The organism is Mucisphaera sp. (assembly GCF_965279675.1).
In the GTDB taxonomy this organism is placed as follows: domain Bacteria; phylum Planctomycetota; class Phycisphaerae; order Phycisphaerales; family Phycisphaeraceae; genus Mucisphaera.
The window spans coordinates 2,747,058-2,764,876 of the sequence record NZ_CBDIIJ010000002.1 but is presented as its reverse complement, the minus strand read 5'-3'; the positions used below and the strand labels follow the sequence as shown (position 1 = coordinate 2,764,876).

Genomic DNA, 17,819 nt, shown 5'->3' with positions numbered 1-17,819 from the left:
GCTTAACCACCCCATGCATGTGAGCAGGTCACACAGCCGATTGGATGAGCCGAAGCGCTGCTCTTCGGATGCTTCGCGGGTGGCAAAGCACGAAGCCTGGAAAGCACCTCCTGCTCGAAGCGCTGGGCTCCGAGGCCGTAAGCCGCAGACCCTGAATCCGGGTAGCGCTCGCCGATCATGCGCGACAGCCGCTCGATCCGGCTCTCGGGGAGCGGATGCGTCGAGAGGAACTCGATCTGACCACCACCCCCCGAGGCGTCTTTCAGGATGCGCATGACCTGGACCTGGCCAATCGGATCGAAGCCGAGACGCGTCATGTATCGGAGACCGAGTTCGTCCGCTTCGTGTTCCTGGTCGCGTCCATACTTCAGGAGATAGGAACCCGCGGCGAGCTGACCGCCGACCAGCCCGAGGGTCGCCAGCAGTTCGTCATCGGCGGCACTGACGGCGATGCCTGCCATCACGAGTCCCAGTTGAACGCCCGTAGCTCTCGCCATCTGCTGACCGATGTGCTGAGCAGTGACATGCCCGACCTCGTGCCCGAGCACGCCGGCGAGCTGGGCTTCGTTGGTCATCTTCTCCAGCAGCCCACGAGAAATGAAGACCTTTCCGCCCGGCAGAGCGAAGGCATTGATCACGGATGAATCGACGACCTCAAAAGCCCAGGGCAGCTCCGGCCGCTCACTGACCGCCGCGAGTTGGTGGCCGAGGTTCCGTACGTAAGAGAGGACCTGAGAGTCGGAAATCGACCCGCCGTAGGCGTCGAGAAAGCCCGGTGCCGCCTCCTCGCCGAGGCTGATTTCTTCGGATTCGCTGAGCAGGTTGATCTGAGACCTGCCGGTCGCGGGGTTCGTCGAACAGCCGGCTAGAACCAGGACCAGCAGGACCGATAGGCAAAACCGACTAATGCCAGCCAAAACGGTCACTCCGAGGTGCTTCGAAACGATAATTTGCTGCCTCATGCCGTCATTCTAAGCCTCAAAACGACCATGTGGTTATCCAGTGCTTTTCGCGGACCTCGACTGCGGACCCAGAGCCTCCGCACAAGCCCTGAAAGCCATGGCTGGCCGATGATAAGCCTGTGCCAGGAGGCACCCGATCGCACGGACGAGCAAACGGTGGGCAGGCCGCCCGAAGAGAAGCGTTGCTACCGATCCCGAGGAGTTGCGGACCGATGCCCAACGAGCGGAACATCAGCACTGACCGGTTCTTTACCTGCCTGATCAGCGGCGAACGTCGACAAGCCCGCCAACTGATCGATGAGGCCTTAAGCCAGGTGGATGATCCGGTCGAGGTGATCAGTGCGATCATCTGGCCCTGCCTGGAGCAGTTGCAGAGACTGAACCGGGAAGATCAGCTCACTAATCTGGCCTACCACTACGCCACGCGGCTGCTGCACCAGATCATCGATCACCTCCAGCCCAAGCTCCCGACCCGGGCTTCCCGAGGACAGAAGATTCTCATGGTCTGTGGCGACGAGATCCTCGAAGAACTAGCCGCTCAACTCGGTGCCGACCTGCTGGAAGCCGAGGGCTTCGACGTCTATCTCGCTGGCGGCGGGATCGCCAACGACGAGATCGTTGAGGAGTTGTCCCAGATCGAGGCCGATAAGCTGGTGGTGTTTGGTGTGATCCCCGCAACCGTGCCCCAGACGCGTCTGCTGATTGATCGACTGCATGAGATCGGTGCCTGCCCGAACCTTCAGATCACCGTGGGTGGCGGGGTCTTCAACCGAGCCGAAGGTCTCGCTGAGGAGATCGGTGCCGATCTCTGGGCCCTTGATCCGCTTGAACTGGTCGAGACCATCACCGACGAGCCCGAACGCCGGATGATTCCTGAGCAGCGAACCGTTGGACGCAAGCGTAAGCCGTCCTCCCGGAAAGCCGCCTGATTCTTAGACGACCCGTTATCTCACAGCGATGTGCGAGCGACCCCAATGTCCCAACACCCGCCGCATAACTCCGACCGTCGCCGTTCTCCCCGCTGGCCGCTGACCAGCCCGATCAAACTCAAATGTGTCGAAACCGGCCGGTTTATTCCCGCGGAAAGCCGGGATGCCTCCTGGGGTGGGCTTCGGGTTCGTCCGGGGCAGACGACCAATCTGCGGGTCGGTCAGCCGGTTGAGGTCTCGCTGCCCGCCGATGGGCAACGCGGGCTGATCAAGGCCGAGGCCATGGTCCCCGCCGTCGTGGTGAGAATCGATCAAGCCGGCGATCTGGGCATCCAGCTGGGTATCACCGCCTCGAAGCTGGCGGCCTGACCGATTCAAGGTGGCCTGACGCCGTCTCCGGGCTAAACTTGTGGCATGACGACAACCGCCTCCGGCACTCATCCATCCTTGGCTCTGACGCCTGACGAACACGGCTATTTCGGCCGCTTCGGCGGGGTTTATGTGCCGGAAACCCTCCAAAAAGCCATCAGAGACCTTGAGGAGGCTTATCACGCCGCCATGCAGGATTCGGCCTTCGCCGATGCCTTTGAGCAGGTCCTCAAGACCTATGTCGGCCGGCCAACCCCCCTGCAGTTTGCGGAGCGACTCACAGCACGAGCCGGCGGGGCCCAGATCTGGCTCAAGCGCGAAGACCTGGCCCACACCGGGGCCCACAAGATCAACAATTCGCTTGGTCAGGCACTGCTGACTCAGCGGATGGGCAAGAAGCGTGTCATCGCCGAGACCGGCGCCGGGCAGCATGGCGTCGCAACGGCCACGGCCTGTGCCCGTCTCGGGCTCGAGTGCGATGTATTCATGGGCACCGAAGACATCCGCCGTCAGCGGCCCAATGTCCTGCGGATGAAGCTCATGGGGGCCAACGTGGTGCCCGTGGATTCCGGGTCGTGCACCCTCAAGGACGCCACCAACGCCGCGATGCGCGACTGGATGGCGACCAGCGAGACCACGCACTACATCATCGGTTCCGTCGTCGGCCCGCACCCGTTTCCGATGATCGTCCGAGACTTCCAGTCGGTCATGGGGAAAGAAGCCAGGCAGCAATGCCTGGAGCAGATCGGCCGGCTGCCGGATGCGGTCGTCGCCTGCGTCGGGGGTGGCTCGAATGCCGCGGGCATCTTCTATCCGTTCATCAAGGACAGCGGCGTGCAGCTCATCGGCGTCGAAGCCGGTGGCCGTTCTCAGTCGCTGGGCGACCATGCGGCCCCGCTCAGCTTCGGCGAACCTGGCGTCCTGCATGGCTCGCTGAGCTACGTGCTGCAGGACACCGATGGCCAGACCTCCGATGTCCACTCGATCTCCGCGGGCCTCGATTACCCCGGCGTCGGGCCCGAGCACGCTCACTGGCACGACGCCGGCAGGGTCAGGTATGAAGCCTGTACCGATAAGGCCGCCCTCGACGGCTTCCAGGCCATTACCGGTGACGAGGGCATCCTACCGGCGCTTGAATCGGCCCACGCCGTCGCCAACGCTCTCGATCTCGCCGCAGGCATGCCTAAAGATCAGATCGTCCTGATTAATGTCTCAGGACGTGGCGATAAAGACCTGGATGAAGTCGTTCGCCTGCTGGGCACCGACTGAACCTGCCGATCTATCAGGGCGTAGGATCGGTGTGTCAGACCCGGGCGCAAGGGCTCGGCCGCAGTAGCGACAGATAACCGATGCGTGTTGAGAAAACCCACGACCCCCAACCCGTTCCGATGCGGATCAAGCCGACCCCTCGCTGGCGGACACCCAAGTGGCTCCGGCGAATCCTGATCGCGGCGATCGGCTTCTCGATTCTGCTGTTCGGCATCATTGTCTTCATCCTGCCGACCCCCCTCGGCTGGGTGGTGATCCCCGTTGGCCTGGTGCTCCTTGCCACTGAGTTTGTCTGGGCCCGCCGGCTGCTCAAGAAGATCCGTGCTCAGCACAAGGTCCTCGACACCACGTTCGGCTCCGCGGAGAAGCACGCCCAGGCCTTCACGCACACCCTCTTCGGCCCGGATGATGATTCCACACCCGGCACCCCGCCCGGTCTGCGGAAGTCGGCGTAGGCTGCTTACCCTGCGATCATATGACCGTGCACTTAAGATCATGCCATGCACCGATGCTGGCTATCGATCTTGTTCTGTCTGTGTCTGTCGGCCACCACCCACGCGCAGACACTGGCCGAACTCAGACGACAACTCTCAGAGGACCTCCGGCAGATCCAGTTCGTCAAATCGCTCAACACCCTCATCCTCGTCTCGGACGAGCTCGAGCTATCTGGTGTTAACCTCGATATCGATGGCGATCCTGATACCGACCTCCGAGGGTTCTCGATCCCGTTTTCGCGCAGCTTCTTTACCAATGATGAGGCGTCGATCGGTGTGCATCTGGAAGGGGCTATCGGCTACGCCACCGCCAGACAGCAGATCGCGGATATTTATGATGGTGTCGCCCCCGCATTCGCCACCTCGGTCGATACTGAGTGGTCCAGCTTCGGCACCATCTTCGGTGCCGGCCCGACCTTTCGGCTCGCACCCGGCCTGCGCCTGACGTTCATCGGCAATGTCAGCCTCGGACGATTCGAGAATCGCACCGACTACGGCGGCCCGGGCCGAGCCTTCAGCGCCGCACTGGCCGACGGCATCGCCTTCAACTGGGACGCCGTCTCCGCGGGGTATGGCGGGGCCACCCGGATCGATTATCAGATCGAGCTAGCCCCCGATTACCTCCTCGAAACCCGAGCCCGCTACGACCTGCGATACAACCACACGTTTTCTGGTGACGACCCGGCGCAGGAAGCCAGCGAGCGTGCCCAGATCCTGACGCTGCGGGCGGATCTCTCCGGCCCAACCGGGCTGGAACTCTTCGGGCAACCGCTTCGCTGGAAGGCCACCGCGGGCTACCGCAACTTCGTCGAGGGCACCCTTTTCGGTGTATCCAACTATGTTCAACTCGGCGGCGGCTTCGAGATACCGGGTGTTCTGCCCTTCGACACCGGCCTGAATCTCCAGGCCGCCTACATCACCGGCGACAGCGTCGAAGGCTACTCGCTGGGCGCGGGGCTGAGTTTCTGAAACTGCGTGGCAAGGACTATGCCAACCAAGCCCACAACAAAATCACCTCCGCCACGATCACCGCCGCCACCACACACCCCGCCGGCAGCCACTGTTGCCAGGCAGGCTTTCTGTTTGCCGAATTAAGCTGGATCATCGCCAGTTGATCGGCTCCGGCACCCGGGGCCTGGAGGGTTGGGTGACCCCTGCGCACCTGATCCTGGACGATCGCGATCACCAGACTCACATCAAACGCCGTGAGCCCGAGCATCTTGCCGATCCGCGTCAGTGTCTCGCGTTTTTCGGGACGGAGTACGCCACCAGGCTCCATCGCTTCGCCGACACGCATCGCGAGCACCCACCTCGGGTCGGTCGCTCCCATCAACTGTGGACGAGCCTTCTCGGGCCGTCGGTGACCGGTTGGCCGGCCCGCCCGCGACCGCCGATCCACCTGACCGGGCATCTCGCGCAGCCTCGCACCGCCGGGGCGATCCTCGGTTCGCACAAGCCTCAGTCTTGGTGTCGAAGCGGCATCGGACATCGGACACCTCAACAAGTTCCCTACATGGGAAGCCTGTCACGGCTGGCGTCCTTGTCCAAGCCGAAATCGTGGTCTGAGCAAATCTGCCGGGCACTCCGTCACCCGGGCGCGTCTGGGTAAGCTGGGCAAACGCGCTTTCGAATTGTAGACCCCCAGGGTCCGAAACCCAAGCCCGAATTGCTGAACCTTACCGAAGCACATTCAGCCGTATGTCGCCGCCCGCCGCATCTGCGGGTTCCGCAATCAGGTCGTAACCCGAACTGCCCATCACCTCGGCGTGGATCAACTCGCCCGGCGAAAACCGCTCATCGGCCACCAGATACGTCAGACCGTCGATATCCGGGGCCTGATGAGGCCCCCTGCCGATGTGCCAATGCCTGCTGGCCAGCGGGTCATCGGGATCGATGCCCTCAGGTGCCGCGTCCAGGACTTCATCCACCAGCACAGGCAGTTCGGCACCATCCTCAGCCATCTGCTCATTGCCCTCGAAACTCACCTGCTGCTGAGCAAGCATCAGCTCGTCGATACGCTGCTGGATGACCTCGGGATCAATCGCCCCGCCCTTCTCATGCAGCGTGCCCGCTGGCGTGCCCGGCTCGGGCGAGTAGGGGAACACGCCCATCGCATCGAAACCGAAGCTGCTCACGAACTCGACAAGTTCCTCGTGCTCGGCCTGCGTCTCGCCCGGGAACCCGCTGATGAAGGTTGTGCGGATAGCGATCCCGGGGATCCGGTCACGCAACTTGCCAAGCAGTGTTTCAATCAGATTACGACTCGTCTTACGACGCATCGAATCCAGCACGCGGTCGTTGATGTGCTGAAGCGGCATGTCGATGTACTTCACGACGTGCTCCAGCTCGGCGATCGTGTCGATCATCTCATCCGTGAAGCAGGATGGGTAAGCGTACATCAACCGCAGCCAGGCCCCGCCATACTCACGAGCCACCCCATCCAACTCGCGGAGCATCCCGGAAAGCCCCGCGGGATACCCGATGTCCTCGCCGTAGCTGGTCGTGTCCTGACCGATCAGATTGAGCTCATAAGCCCCGTCGCTCAGCAACTCGCGAGCCTCAGCCAGGATCCGATCCAACGGCTTGCTGCGCATCTTGCCCCGGATCGATGGAATCGTGCAGAAAGCACAATTCTGATTGCACCCCTCGGAGATACGCAGGAAGCCGTAATGCCTGGGCGTCAGCCGTAGACGCGCCGCATCCGATTCGTGATAACCGTTGCCCTCAATCTCACGGCGTCGCCGTGCAATCGTGTCGTTCGCAGCGATGCTCGAGTAGACCGGGAGTTCCACGAGCACATCGTCGCCAGCCGTGACATCGCCACGGACCGCGGGTCCGATCCGATCCCGATCGAAGACGCCGATCATCGCATCGACACCCGGCACCCAGTCGAGAATCTTGGCCCGATGCCGCTGCACCAGGCAGCCAGCGACAATCACCCGGCTGAGTTCGCCCGCCTCCTTACGCTCGACGGCCTTGCGGATCTCGCCGACCGACTCCTCTTTGGAGGCCTCCAGAAAACCGCAGGTGTTGATGATGATCGCATCCGGGTCCGCGTCTTCCGGCACGATCGCCAGCCCGTCCTCGGCCAGCAGACCGAGCATCTTCTCGCTATCGACGAGGTTCTTCGGACAGCCAAGACTCACCATCGCCACGCGTTGGACAGCAGCATCGCTTGAAGCCTCTGAGGCGGCGGGATCGACTGGCGTCGTCGGGACGACGGAACCGGGCATGCGCTACTCCAAAATAAGAAAGCCAGACTTGCCCCCGAGCGGGCCGAGCGTTACAACGATAGCAGAGTGAGCAGGGTTTCTCCGGGAGAATGCTTCCCCAATCCGCTCTCTTCAAGACAGATGGAAGAAGACACGCGTGCAGGCCGATGGTCTGAGCCGTGTGTCCAGCAGACATCCAGACCCTTTGATCGCCACCCGTTGGTTCATCGCAAGGCGTTTGCCTCAGGTGCATCGGCTGCCCGTGTACGGCCTCCCTTGCATCCTTCCGAACCAGATGGCGTGATCCTCAGGAATCGAAACCATCATGAGCAGTGTTTCGGGCATTATTGAAATCGGCAGCCGCCCGGATGGCCGCCTCCGCCAGCTGGACACCAGCTACATCGCCTCTCCCTCGGACCCGCTGATTCCCAAGCACCTGATCGAGAAGTACGACCTCCGCTCCGGTCTGCTGATCGAAGTCGAGCTCGGCAAGCCCGTCGGCGGGGCCAACGCCCACAAGCAGTCTCATCACAACAACAATAAACCCAAGCGGCAGCGCATCTCGGCCGTTGCACTCGATGCCCGCCGAGCCACGAAGATCCTCGCCATCGAAGGGCAATCACCCGAAGAGTTTCAACTCGATCGACGCTTCGAAGACCTGACCACCATCGATCCCCAGCCACGCATCACCCTCGAATACGATGGCTGCCCCGCCGCCTGCCGACTGATCGACCTCTTCTGCCCGATCGGCTTCGGCCAGCGCGGCATGATCGTCTCGCCACCCAAGGCCGGCAAGACCACGCTCCTGCACAACATCGCCAACGCGATCTCGACCAACCACCCCGAGGCCGAGGTGTACGCCCTGCTCATCGACGAGCGCCCGGAAGAGGTCACCGACTTCCGCCGCAACGTCCCCTGCACGGTATGGGCCTCTTCCAACGACCACACGCCCGACCGGCACTGCGGACTGGCCATCCTCGCCATCGACCGCGCCCGCCGGCTCGCCGAGCAGGGCAAAGACGCCGTGATTCTGCTCGACTCTCTCACCCGCCTTGGCCGCGCGTTCAACACCGCGCCGGGCATGCAGGGCACCGGCCGCACACTCTCAGGCGGCATCGACGCCGGAGCTCTCGCCATTCCCAAGCAACTCTTCGGAGCCGCCCGAAAGTTCGAGGAAGGCGGCTCCCTCACCATCATCGCCACGGCACTCGTCGACACCGGCTCACAAGGCGATCAGGTGATCTTCGAGGAGTTCAAGGGCACCGGCAACATGGAGCTCATCCTCGACCGGAAGATCGCCGAACGCCGCTTCTTCCCGGCCATGGACCTCGCCGCTTCGGGCACGCGCAAGGAAGAGAAACTGATGCCCGAAGCCGAGATCACCACCGTCAACGCCCTCCGACGTCGCCTGCTGAACATGCAACCGATCACGCAGATCGAACAGCTGCTTCGTGCCCTCGAGCGTTTCCCGACCAACGCCGACATGGTCGGTAACAAGCAACCCGCCGGCCGCAGTTGACCTTCAGCGAGCGCTGACGTCGAAGGCGTCGTTGAAGCTTAAGCGCTTGTTCAGAATCGACGGCCCGCGTGCCTCACGCACACCCAGACGAATCGGCGTGCCTTCGATGCTCTCTTCCACATCTCGGAATCGGAAACGCTCGACAACCGTCTGCCCGGAATTGAGTCTGGAAATGATCCGCTCGAGCCCCCGCTGCCCCCGCATGGTCGCAAAGCCATAGAAAGAACGGGTGTCCTCAGCCTGGTTGGTCACGATCATGATGGCCACGGCATCCAGCCCGCCTCGATCATTCGGAACGATCGACAAAGAGGAGTTCACCAACAGGTCCCTAAGACCCAGCTGCAAGGGAAGCTTCAGGTCGATGTCGTAATTCCGATCGGTGGTGAAGGTCAGATGGGCCACCAGTTCCTTGTCCCCTGAGATCTCCTGGATCGGAAAACTCATGCCGATCGGAAGCTCCATGCTCGCCCCCGGATCGAGCACAAACACGTGCTGCGCCGGCTCGATCCGCCAGCCCTCGGGCCCGACAAATCGCATCATGCCCTGCATCGTGACCGGGAAGGGATTGGTCATCCGCAGACGGCGGTCATGGACGATCTGCATCGATTCGATGAACGGCTCATCGATTTCAAACGAGGCCCGCAGCCGCGCGAGATCGACATCGACGCCCTCCACGAACGTCGGCACCTCACCAAGGCTCAACCGATGCTTGCGGCCGTCATACGCCACCAACGAGCGATTGCCCCAGATGTCCGAAGCCTCAGGCGACCTGCCGAGGTACAGATCCAACGGCGAAGACGCGTTCTCACGATCCCAGAGCACCATCAACGAGCCAGGCTCCCCATCAAACACCACGGCCTGCCGCTGGCCGCCGAGATTCAATCGGGTCACGTAACGACGCTCGGCCAGCTGCTGCGCGATGTTGGAAAAAGCCGGCAGCAGCGGGTCGGGAAGAATCGCGCCATCCCGCTCAAAGGCCGACGTCCACGGACGATCCAGACTCAGCCCGGAAGCGCCTGCAACCCAGGCCATCACCATCCGACGAGCCAGGGACGAAAGCCGCTGACGATGCGGGTAGTTCTGGGCGTCCGGCTCCACGAGCCGCAGGCTGTGAGAGAGTGGCGGATTCAGCCAGGGCGTGACATAGGCTTCGAGACCGTCCGGCCCCACGCTCTCGGGAACCTCGATCGTGTAGGCCACGCCCATGGGCATATCAGCTCGTCGGGCCTGATCGATGCGCCAGGGCAAGTGCAGCCTAGGTGACGGACTTAGATTCCTCAGTCGATTGGTGATCTGCTCCGACGTCTGGTCCAGCCGCTCCACAAAAAACGGCTCGTTGGGATCCAGCGCCCCCAGATGCCAATCCTTGACACGCTGCCCGTGCCGCATCATGACGGGTGCCACAAATGGCCGCCAGAGATCGGCGCTCGTGCGCAGCAGGGTGAGCGGACTCGTGGTCTCAACACCAGGCACCAGCGACAACGCTTTCGGCACCGGGCTGAAGGACAGACCAACCCGGCGGCCATTCGACATCACCACCCGGAGAAGTCGTTCCAGTTCCTGCTGCTCGCGATTGAGCGTTTCAAGCGTCGTGTCCTCCTGCCAGACACTCAGCACAACCGAACGCAAACCTGTCCGCTCAAGAATGTCAGGCAGCAGCAAACGCTGCCCCTCGGGGATGTCCTCCGCCAGCAGCGTGAATCGGCTCAGGTCCGGTGCGATCCTCGGGCGGGCCCCAGGCAGGTAAGCCACCGCTCCGATCGACCTCGCCAGCGGGAACCGATGATGCTGCGCTGCGCCAACACCCTCCGCCTCGAAAACCGAGAGCTCCAACAGATACCAGCCATAACCCGGAAGATCGGGCTGCCAGGTCCAACTGTCAGACGAACCACCCCCGACCACCCACGTCCGCTGCGCCACCCGCTCCCTCGCCTCATTGAAGACACCAAGCTCAACCCTGAGCAGCTGCCCCGTCAGATCCCGCACGGTCGCGTGCACCTCCGGCCGGTCTGGAGACACCACGAGATTCGTCGGCGACTGCGTGCCGATCTCCACGTGAGGCAGCAACCACACACCGATATCGTCCACCCAGAACTCGGCGTCCAGATCCTCGAGCACGATCTGCTGCTGCCCCAGAGGATCGTCAGCAGAAGGCGTGGGCTGTAGCAGTTCCAGCTCAAGCCCGATCCAGGCGGCCTCCGGATGACGCCCGATCAGCTTGATGGAAATGGGTGTCCAGCCGCCTTCCGATGACAACGCAGCCGTCACGCGCTCGCTTCCCGGAACCCGGTTGCCCCGGTCGTCGACAAAGTAAGCCCGGATACGAGCGCTCGCCCGCTCGATCTTCTCGGTCCGAACCCGGGCCGTGATCATGTAATCACTCCGGGTCAGAACCGGAAGCGCACCGACCTGCAAAAAGGCGCCAGCATTGCCACCGTCCAACCGCAGACGCATCGCATAGTCGCCAGAAGAAGCGTAACGACTGCCGAATCCCACCTCCGCGAACGACGGGAAACCCCGCCGCTCAATCAATTCAGCATGCACCGGCTGGTTCAGAAAATTCTGATCCGGATTCAGCGGGTCCCTGCCCACGGCGTACCAGTGCATGGGCAGGTCAAAGCTGGCCCCGATCTTCAGCCCCTGCTCGTTGGTCTCTTCGAAATCAAACAGATGAACCAGCCGCTTGGGGTTGACCAGCACCTGATCGAGTTCCTGGGCCGCAACCACTGACTGACCAAGACACAGCCAGCAGGCCGTCACGGCCAGACAGAGCGCGGCAACCGCCTTGGAAATCAGTCCAGACACCTAATGATTATCGGGTTGTAATCCCTCCGCAGGTCAGAAGTTCCCAACAGAGACCTGCTCGGGTGGCCTAGAGCGCTGCCAGCCGCTGAGCACGATCCTCCGCGACCAACCCCTCAATCATGCCGTCCAGTTGACCCGCCAGGATTTCCTGCAGGTTGAAGGACTTACCCAGACGATGGTCCACCGCGATGTTGTCCTTGTACCGGTAGGTCCGAATCCGCTCCGCCCGCCCGCCCGAGCCGATCATCGAAGCCCGCGACTCCGCTCGCTCAGCGTCAGCCTGCTGCTTGGCGTGCTGGTACAGACGAGCCCGCAACAGCTGCCAGGCCTTCTCCCTGTTCTGCTGCTGGCTCTTGGATTCCTGCATCCGCACCTCGATCCCGGTCGGCTTGTGAATCAGATGCACCGCCGTCGCCACCTTGTTCACGTTCTGCCCACCCGGCCCCTGAGCCGTCGTGACGTGCACATCCACGTCCTCCGGGTTGATCTGAACCTCCACGTCCTCCGGCTCGGGCAGCACCGCCACGGTCGCCGTCGACGTATGGACACGCCCCTGCGTCTCCGTCGCCGGCACACGCTTCACGCAGTGCACCCCCCCTTCGTACCCGAGCCCCTGCCAGACCGCCTCCCCCCGGACCGACACCACCACACCGCGCACCCCGCCCTGCTCGCCAGGCGAGAGGCTCATCACCTCCATCTTCCAGTGCCGAGCCTGTGCGTACTTCTGATACATCTCCAGGATGTCCCCGGCCCACAAGGCCGCCTCATCCCCACCCGTTCCCGCCCGAACTTCAAGAATCACCGACGCCACGCTCCGGTCGTCGGCCGTCACCAACTCATGGCTGATCTCGGTCAGCAGCGCCTCGGCCTCCGACTCCAGCCGTGGCAGTTCTTCCCTCGCCAGCGCGGCCAATTCGTCGTCACCCCCATCATCAATGAGCTCCCGGTGCTCGGCCGCTTCGCCCGTCAACCGCTTCCATTGAGCGAAGCGCGCCGCGATCGGCTCAACCGCCGCGCGTCGAACAGACAGCTTGCGAAGTGCCTCGTGATCCGAAAGCAGCTCGGGAGATTCGAGTTGTTGATTGATGTTCGCGAACTCGGCGTACAGCGTCTCGAGCTTGTCGACGAGACGCTGCTGGAAATCGGCCATGCCGTGATGATCCCACGCTTGGCGACACCCCCGCGGGGACGCCCGTGCTGTTTACTTCTTCTTGAAGTAGTTGCCCGCGAACTTCCGCTGGAACTTCTCGACACGACCCGCGGTGTCCACAAACTTCTGCTTACCAGTGAAGAACGGATGAGACTCACTAGAGATATCCACCTTCACCAGCGGATACTCGTTGCCGTCGTCCCAGGTCGTCGTCGCCTTGCTGGGAATCGTCGAACGGGTCAGAAAGCGAAAGCCCGCAGAGACGTCCTCAAAGACGACGGGTCGGTACGCTGGGTGGATATCCTTCTTCATAACAAGCTCCTGCCGGCCGTCTTGGCGGCCTGTGTCAAGCCGCGTAATGTAACCCGAGTGACCCCGAGAGCCAAATCGTGACCGAAAGCACGCCCCAACCCCCGACCGAACCCACCTATCGCCCCTTCCTCAACGGAGCTTTTGTCGAGGCTGATGAGGCAAAAATATGCCTCGACGACGCCGGCTTCCAGCACGGCATCGGCCTCTTCGAGACCCTCGCCGTCCGACACGGCCATGCCTTCCGTAAATCCGCCCACCTCGAACGCCTCGCCGGCTCCGCCCGGGATCTCGGCCTTGCCGAAGAACTAGACCTCGACGCCCTGGCCACAGCTATCGACAAAACCATCGAGCACAACCACTTACAAGAGGCCCGGCTGCGCCTGACCCTCACCGCCGGCCCCATCAACCTCCTGCCCGGCCGCCAGAACGCCCGAAAGCCCCTGCCCACGCTGGCGATCCAGCCGGCCCCGCCAACCAATTACGACCCCCAGTATTTCGAGAAGGGCATCCTCGTCCTCATCGCCCCATCCCACGCCAACCCCCTCGACCCCACCACCGGCCACAAGACCCTCAACTACTGGCAGCGGCTCCGCTCCCTCCGCCAGGCCGCCGCCGCCGGAGCCGGCGAGGCCCTCTGGCTCTCCGTCACCAACCACCTGGCCTGCGGGTCCATCAGCAACATCTTCCTCGTCAAGGACGGACGTCTCCTCACCCCTATCGCCAGGGGCGAGGAACCCCAAGGCGGACTCGCCGCCCCGGTCCTTCCCGGGATCACCCGAGCCGCCGTCATCGAGTGCGCCGAGACCGCCGGCATCCCCTTCGATCGCCAAATGCTCAGCATCGACGACCTCCTCGATGCCGATGAGGTCTTCCTCACCAACTCCGGCTGGCAGGTACTTCCCGTCAATCAGATCGAGAAAGAGACCATCGGCGAAGGCCAGGCCGGCCCCATCACAAATCAGCTCCGCAAAGCCCTCCTCGACCTGATCAAGCAGGAAGCCGAACAGGCTTAGAGAAGACGCCTGGAAGAGTCAGTCACGCTGAGCCTCGCGGCGCTCTCGAAGCGCGACAAAAAACTCGCGAATCATCGCCGAGTCCTGCGGGTTCCCCGTCGCCGCCCGCTCGTTGAAACGATTCCGCCGCTCTTCCTGACGCGACGACCGATCGCCTCCGCCTTCCGGTCGATCACCTCTCGATGGCCCCTCCCCCCGCGGCCGTCTCATGCCCTCAAACATGGCTTCTACACCCGCAAGTATCTGTTCCCGCTCCGCTTCATCGGCCATGGCAAACTGCCTGGCCATGCCAACCATCATCTGCTCCCGAGCCATCCGGCTGTTGTCCCGAGCCACATCATTCTCACGCATCGCCTCGAACAGACCACGCCGCTGATCGCGATCCAGCGACTGTGTGATCTCCCACATCCGCTGCGTATAAGCAGCCCGACGATCATCCGGCAGATCCTTGAACCGGGTATCACTCAACACCGCAATCACATCCTCCGCCGTCTCCGGCATCGGCAACGGCTGCATGGCTCGGTAGACATAGATGCCAGCACAAACCGTCAGAACGGCCAGCACCAGGAGACCACCAGCCACCGCATATGTTTTCGTCGTCGTCGCCTCGTCGCTCATCTTCGATACCTTTCCTGACAGCTCAAGAGCCGCCTTCAGGATCTAAACGAAAGTCAGAAACACTGCCATCAGCCCAATACGCATTTCTCACCCGATGAAAGAAGGGAATCTCCAGCGTCTCCCCGTCGCTAAGGATCACCGATGCGCCATCGAAGTCTTTAAGCACCCAGATATCCTGCGCGGCAAGCCCCAACCGGCGGAAATACCAACTCTCTTCAAGGTTACGGTTCGACAGCCCCGAGTTGTAGTCGTAACTCGTCCCGGTCAACGGGGCCACAAAATCATCACCCGGACACCACCACACACCCCCCTCCTGATCGAAGGAACCCGAGAGATAAGGCTCAAACTTGACATGCAGAGGCGGATTTGACGAACCAGACAGCACCGGCTCGGGCATGTACCTCGCCGCCGGGTAATACCGCCCGTTCTCATCCAGATACAGGGTCATCGCGATCCCCAACTGCCGTAGGTTGCTCTTGCACCCCACCGACACCGCAGCCCGTCGGACCGCCGACAACGCAGGCAGCAGTATCCCGATGAGAATCGCGATGATCGAGATAACCACAAGCAACTCAATAAGCGTGAAGCCACGACTGCGATTCAACGGATAACCCATAAACAACTCCAACGGCCAGCCTGACAGATAATTGCAGCCCGATCCAGAGAAATCTGCTTCACCCGGAATCAATCAACAGGATCAAAGCGACAGACCAGGTCAAACAACCTCGCCCCGAGGGCTTCCGAGACCCCGTCATCTTTAATCATCGCGATCTTCAGGCAGTCGCAGCTCAGAGCCGCCTCGTAATTCGACTCAATCGCTCGCCCCATCCCCTCAAGGACCACCAAATCCACCCCTCCGCCTACAGCCTCATCCAGCTCCGGCGAAACCCGCGACAAGTCCATTAGTGGGGCCCAGTTCCCGCTCGTCACCGCCCGTATCCGCCCACTCGCCAGCTCTTCAGCCAGCGTCGGGTCCAGCGCAGCCACCCGCTCCAGAAGCACCAGCAACTCATCATGCGTCACATCGTTCAGACTCGGAGCCGCATTCGCCGACAGGATCACCCGCCCGTATCTCGCCAACTCGCGAGCCAGCGGGATCATCCCCAGCACGATGTCGGGTCCAGCGTTATCGACAAACAGCAGCGCCTGCCCAAACCGTCGGCCCGCCCAACGCTCCACAAACACATCCGCATCATCCCGAAACCAGGGCCGCGGCTTGAGCTTGCCAAGCGTCTCACGAAACCCGGGCGACGCCCCGTCCTGATACATGTGCACCGTCTTGGTCGCCCCGAGATCAAACACATTCCCAGCAAGCACGCCCCGCACCAGCGACAACCACTTCTCACCCCGCTGCATCCCGTCAAGATCAGCCAACCAACCGGGCAGATGCTTCAAAGCCGCCTCGTTCTGCTCCGCCTTCGCCAACCGATAAGGATCAGCAATCCCCACCGCCCGAAGCACACGCTCGCGCGCCCAGCAGATCTCGAGAATGTCCAGCCGCTCGAACGCTTCGGGCTGAGTCTCAGCCTTATCCAAGTATCCCATAAAGTCGCGTTCGGCCCGCTGCATCGCAGGTTGAAAACACTCCGGCACATCCCCTGCGTCCAACTGCTCCCGCCGAGCCTCTGCCAGCAGCATCGGAAAATGATCGCGGAACAAACCCAGCCAGTAGGCTCGCTGAGCCTCATTGGTTTTCAGATCAACCGTCGCCGCTTGATAACGGCCGGGGTCCACCAGCAGCGAGAACACCCGGTGGTCTCGCACCGGGTCAGCCGGGTCCAGACCCTCCGGCATAAAGCAGGGATTCACCTCACCTAGGCCCCGCTCAGTCATGCCTGAGCGCCTTTCGGGGTCAATGCCAGGAAGTTCCTGAGAATCCCCAGCCCAACCCTCTGCGATTTCTCAGGGTGAAACTGAGTTCCCAGCAGATTCCCCCGAGACACCACCGAACAGAACGACCCGCCATAGTCCGTCACCCCCAGCACATCCGAACCCTCATCCGGCCTGCAGTAATAACCATGAACAAAGTAGGCCTGCTCGCCTCCGGAAAGACCCTCCAGCAACCCATGCGACCGAACCGCACACACCTCGTTCCAACCCATGTGCGGAACCTTCAGCCGCCGATCACGCCCCTCCTGCTCAAACGAAAACCGCCTGACATGTCCCGGCACCAGCCCCAGCCCAGCCACAGCCTGTTCGCCCGGTCTCGACGTTTCCTCCGAATCCGTAAACAGCAGTTGCATCCCCAGGCAGATGCCCAGCAGCGACCGGCCCGACCCCGCAAAATCCAGAACCGGCTGCATCAAACCACGCTCACGCAGGTGCCTCATCCCGTCGGCAAACGCACCAACACCAGGCAGGATCAACCGCTCGCAGCTCTCCACACCCGCAGGGGTCGACACAATCTCGGCCGAACCGCCGACACGCTCGATCGCCTTCTGCACCGATCGCAGGTTGCCCATGCCGTAGTCAACAATACCCAGCAAGAAGACCTCCTACGCCCCTCTAAAAAAACATCAGCGCAGTCAGCGACTACTCAAAAAGCAGCACGACGATCTCCACCCGACGGCTGCGGTCCTTGGTCGCCTCAGGCTGCCACTCGCCGAAGCCCGCCGCGTACATCTGCTCCGGCTCGACGCCCACGCTCTGCAAGTGGCGATGCACCGCCGCCGACCGCTGAAGGCTCAACTCCAGATTGTCTTCCCAGTCGCTCTTGCTGATCGGGTCCGTATCCGTATGCCCCTCCACACGGATCATCTGGTTCGGGTACTCACGCTGGATCACACGGGCGATCTGAGCCAGCGTGTTCTTCGCCGACGACCGCAGTTCCACCGAGCCCGAGGCAAACAGCACATCACCCGGCACCCGCACTTTGATCTGTGTATCCGTCTGCTCGGTCTCGATACCAGCGATGCTGTCGAAAGCCGTCGTCGAAGGAGCCATCGCCACCGGCTGGCTGGCGAGTTCCCGCTTAAGACGCTCGATCTCATCGATCAGGTTCGACCGGTCACGCTCGGTGACTTCCAGAGCCGCGCGTGCCTGATTCAACTGATCCTGTAATTCCTGGTTCTGGATGTACAGCGCCTCGCGCTCTTCCAGAACCCGGTAAGGCGGCTGACACCCCACAAGCCCAGCCACCATCAAGCCCAGAACCACTGAAAACATCC

At 62.3% G+C, this 17,819-nt stretch carries 18 protein-coding genes; 7 read left to right on the top strand and 11 right to left on the bottom strand.

The features are described from left to right. Window positions 1-2: 2 nt before the first annotated feature. Entirely contained in the window at window positions 3-962 is a 960-nt protein-coding gene (locus ACQZAB_RS11885) for a M48 family metalloprotease (protein WP_428389739.1), read from the bottom strand. Between the two features lie 212 nt (window positions 963-1,174). Between ACQZAB_RS11885 and ACQZAB_RS11880 the strand changes: the two genes are divergently transcribed. The 5 genes from ACQZAB_RS11880 (at window position 1,175) to ACQZAB_RS11860 (ending at window position 4,992) form a co-directional block, all read left to right on the top strand. Further along, on the top strand, window positions 1,175-1,891 hold the full coding sequence (locus tag ACQZAB_RS11880; RefSeq protein WP_428389738.1) for a cobalamin B12-binding domain-containing protein: 717 nt from the start codon (window positions 1,175-1,177) through the stop codon (window positions 1,889-1,891). Window positions 1,892-1,936: 45 nt separating this feature from the next. Beyond that, window positions 1,937-2,260: a PilZ domain-containing protein gene (locus ACQZAB_RS11875; protein ID WP_428389737.1), complete on the top strand. Its 324-nt coding sequence runs from the start codon at window positions 1,937-1,939 to the stop codon at window positions 2,258-2,260. A 45-nt stretch (window positions 2,261-2,305) separates the two neighbouring features. Next, window positions 2,306-3,529 (top strand): tryptophan synthase subunit beta, encoded by a 1,224-nt coding sequence (gene trpB / locus ACQZAB_RS11870; RefSeq protein ID WP_428389736.1) that lies wholly within the window; start codon window positions 2,306-2,308, stop codon window positions 3,527-3,529. A gap of 80 nt (window positions 3,530-3,609) precedes the next feature. Next, window positions 3,610-3,984, top strand: coding sequence for a PGPGW domain-containing protein (locus ACQZAB_RS11865; RefSeq protein ID WP_428389735.1), 375 nt, complete (start codon window positions 3,610-3,612; stop codon window positions 3,982-3,984). A 45-nt stretch (window positions 3,985-4,029) separates the two neighbouring features. Next, complete coding sequence (locus ACQZAB_RS11860; RefSeq protein ID WP_428389734.1) at window positions 4,030-4,992, top strand: hypothetical protein; 963 nt, start codon at window positions 4,030-4,032, stop codon at window positions 4,990-4,992. A gap of 16 nt (window positions 4,993-5,008) precedes the next feature. On the opposite strand, the gene ACQZAB_RS11855 is transcribed toward ACQZAB_RS11860, so the two are convergent. Further along, entirely contained in the window at window positions 5,009-5,512 is a 504-nt protein-coding gene (locus ACQZAB_RS11855; RefSeq protein WP_428389733.1) for a hypothetical protein, read from the bottom strand. A gap of 187 nt (window positions 5,513-5,699) precedes the next feature. Continuing rightward, on the bottom strand, window positions 5,700-7,256 hold the full coding sequence (gene rimO / locus ACQZAB_RS11850) for a 30S ribosomal protein S12 methylthiotransferase RimO (protein ID WP_428389732.1): 1,557 nt from the start codon (window positions 7,254-7,256) through the stop codon (window positions 5,700-5,702). 304 nt (window positions 7,257-7,560) lie between these two features. Here rimO and rho point away from each other — a divergent pair, with 304 nt between their 5' ends. After that, window positions 7,561-8,754 carry a transcription termination factor Rho gene (gene rho, locus ACQZAB_RS11845; protein ID WP_428389731.1) on the top strand — a complete coding sequence of 398 codons (1,194 nt, stop codon included), beginning with the start codon at window positions 7,561-7,563 and terminating at the stop codon, window positions 8,752-8,754. Window positions 8,755-8,757: 3 nt separating this feature from the next. Here the strand turns inward: rho and ACQZAB_RS11840 are convergent, their stop codons facing one another. The 3 genes from ACQZAB_RS11840 to ACQZAB_RS11830 all read right to left on the bottom strand — a co-directional run bounded on the left by ACQZAB_RS11840 (window position 8,758) and on the right by ACQZAB_RS11830 (window position 13,021). Then, window positions 8,758-11,559, bottom strand: a complete 2,802-nt coding sequence (locus ACQZAB_RS11840) for a hypothetical protein (RefSeq protein ID WP_428389730.1) — start codon at window positions 11,557-11,559, stop codon at window positions 8,758-8,760. Window positions 11,560-11,626: 67 nt separating this feature from the next. Beyond that, window positions 11,627-12,709, bottom strand: a complete 1,083-nt coding sequence (gene prfA / locus ACQZAB_RS11835) for a peptide chain release factor 1 (RefSeq protein WP_428389729.1) — start codon at window positions 12,707-12,709, stop codon at window positions 11,627-11,629. Between the two features lie 51 nt (window positions 12,710-12,760). Continuing rightward, window positions 12,761-13,021 (bottom strand): type B 50S ribosomal protein L31, encoded by a 261-nt coding sequence (locus ACQZAB_RS11830; RefSeq protein ID WP_428389728.1) that lies wholly within the window; start codon window positions 13,019-13,021, stop codon window positions 12,761-12,763. Window positions 13,022-13,098: 77 nt separating this feature from the next. On the opposite strand from ACQZAB_RS11830, the gene ACQZAB_RS11825 reads away from it, so the two are divergent. Next, window positions 13,099-14,034 (top strand): aminotransferase class IV, encoded by a 936-nt coding sequence (locus tag ACQZAB_RS11825; protein ID WP_428389727.1) that lies wholly within the window; start codon window positions 13,099-13,101, stop codon window positions 14,032-14,034. Window positions 14,035-14,052: 18 nt separating this feature from the next. On the opposite strand, the gene ACQZAB_RS11820 is transcribed toward ACQZAB_RS11825, so the two are convergent. The 5 genes from ACQZAB_RS11820 to ACQZAB_RS11800 form a co-directional block, all read right to left on the bottom strand. After that, window positions 14,053-14,652, bottom strand: a complete 600-nt coding sequence (locus ACQZAB_RS11820; RefSeq protein ID WP_428389726.1) for a hypothetical protein — start codon at window positions 14,650-14,652, stop codon at window positions 14,053-14,055. A gap of 22 nt (window positions 14,653-14,674) precedes the next feature. Next, window positions 14,675-15,256, bottom strand: coding sequence for a type II secretion system protein (locus ACQZAB_RS11815; protein WP_428389725.1), 582 nt, complete (start codon window positions 15,254-15,256; stop codon window positions 14,675-14,677). An 80-nt stretch (window positions 15,257-15,336) separates the two neighbouring features. Next, on the bottom strand, window positions 15,337-16,485 hold the full coding sequence (locus tag ACQZAB_RS11810) for an ARMT1-like domain-containing protein (protein ID WP_428389724.1): 1,149 nt from the start codon (window positions 16,483-16,485) through the stop codon (window positions 15,337-15,339). Continuing rightward, window positions 16,482-17,138 (bottom strand): imidazole glycerol phosphate synthase subunit HisH, encoded by a 657-nt coding sequence (hisH, locus tag ACQZAB_RS11805; protein WP_428389723.1) that lies wholly within the window; start codon window positions 17,136-17,138, stop codon window positions 16,482-16,484. Before hisH ends, ACQZAB_RS11810 begins: the two co-directional genes overlap by 4 nt. A gap of 46 nt (window positions 17,139-17,184) precedes the next feature. Continuing rightward, window positions 17,185-17,817, bottom strand: a complete 633-nt coding sequence (locus ACQZAB_RS11800; RefSeq protein ID WP_428389722.1) for an OmpA/MotB family protein — start codon at window positions 17,815-17,817, stop codon at window positions 17,185-17,187. Window positions 17,818-17,819: the final 2 nt, after the last annotated feature.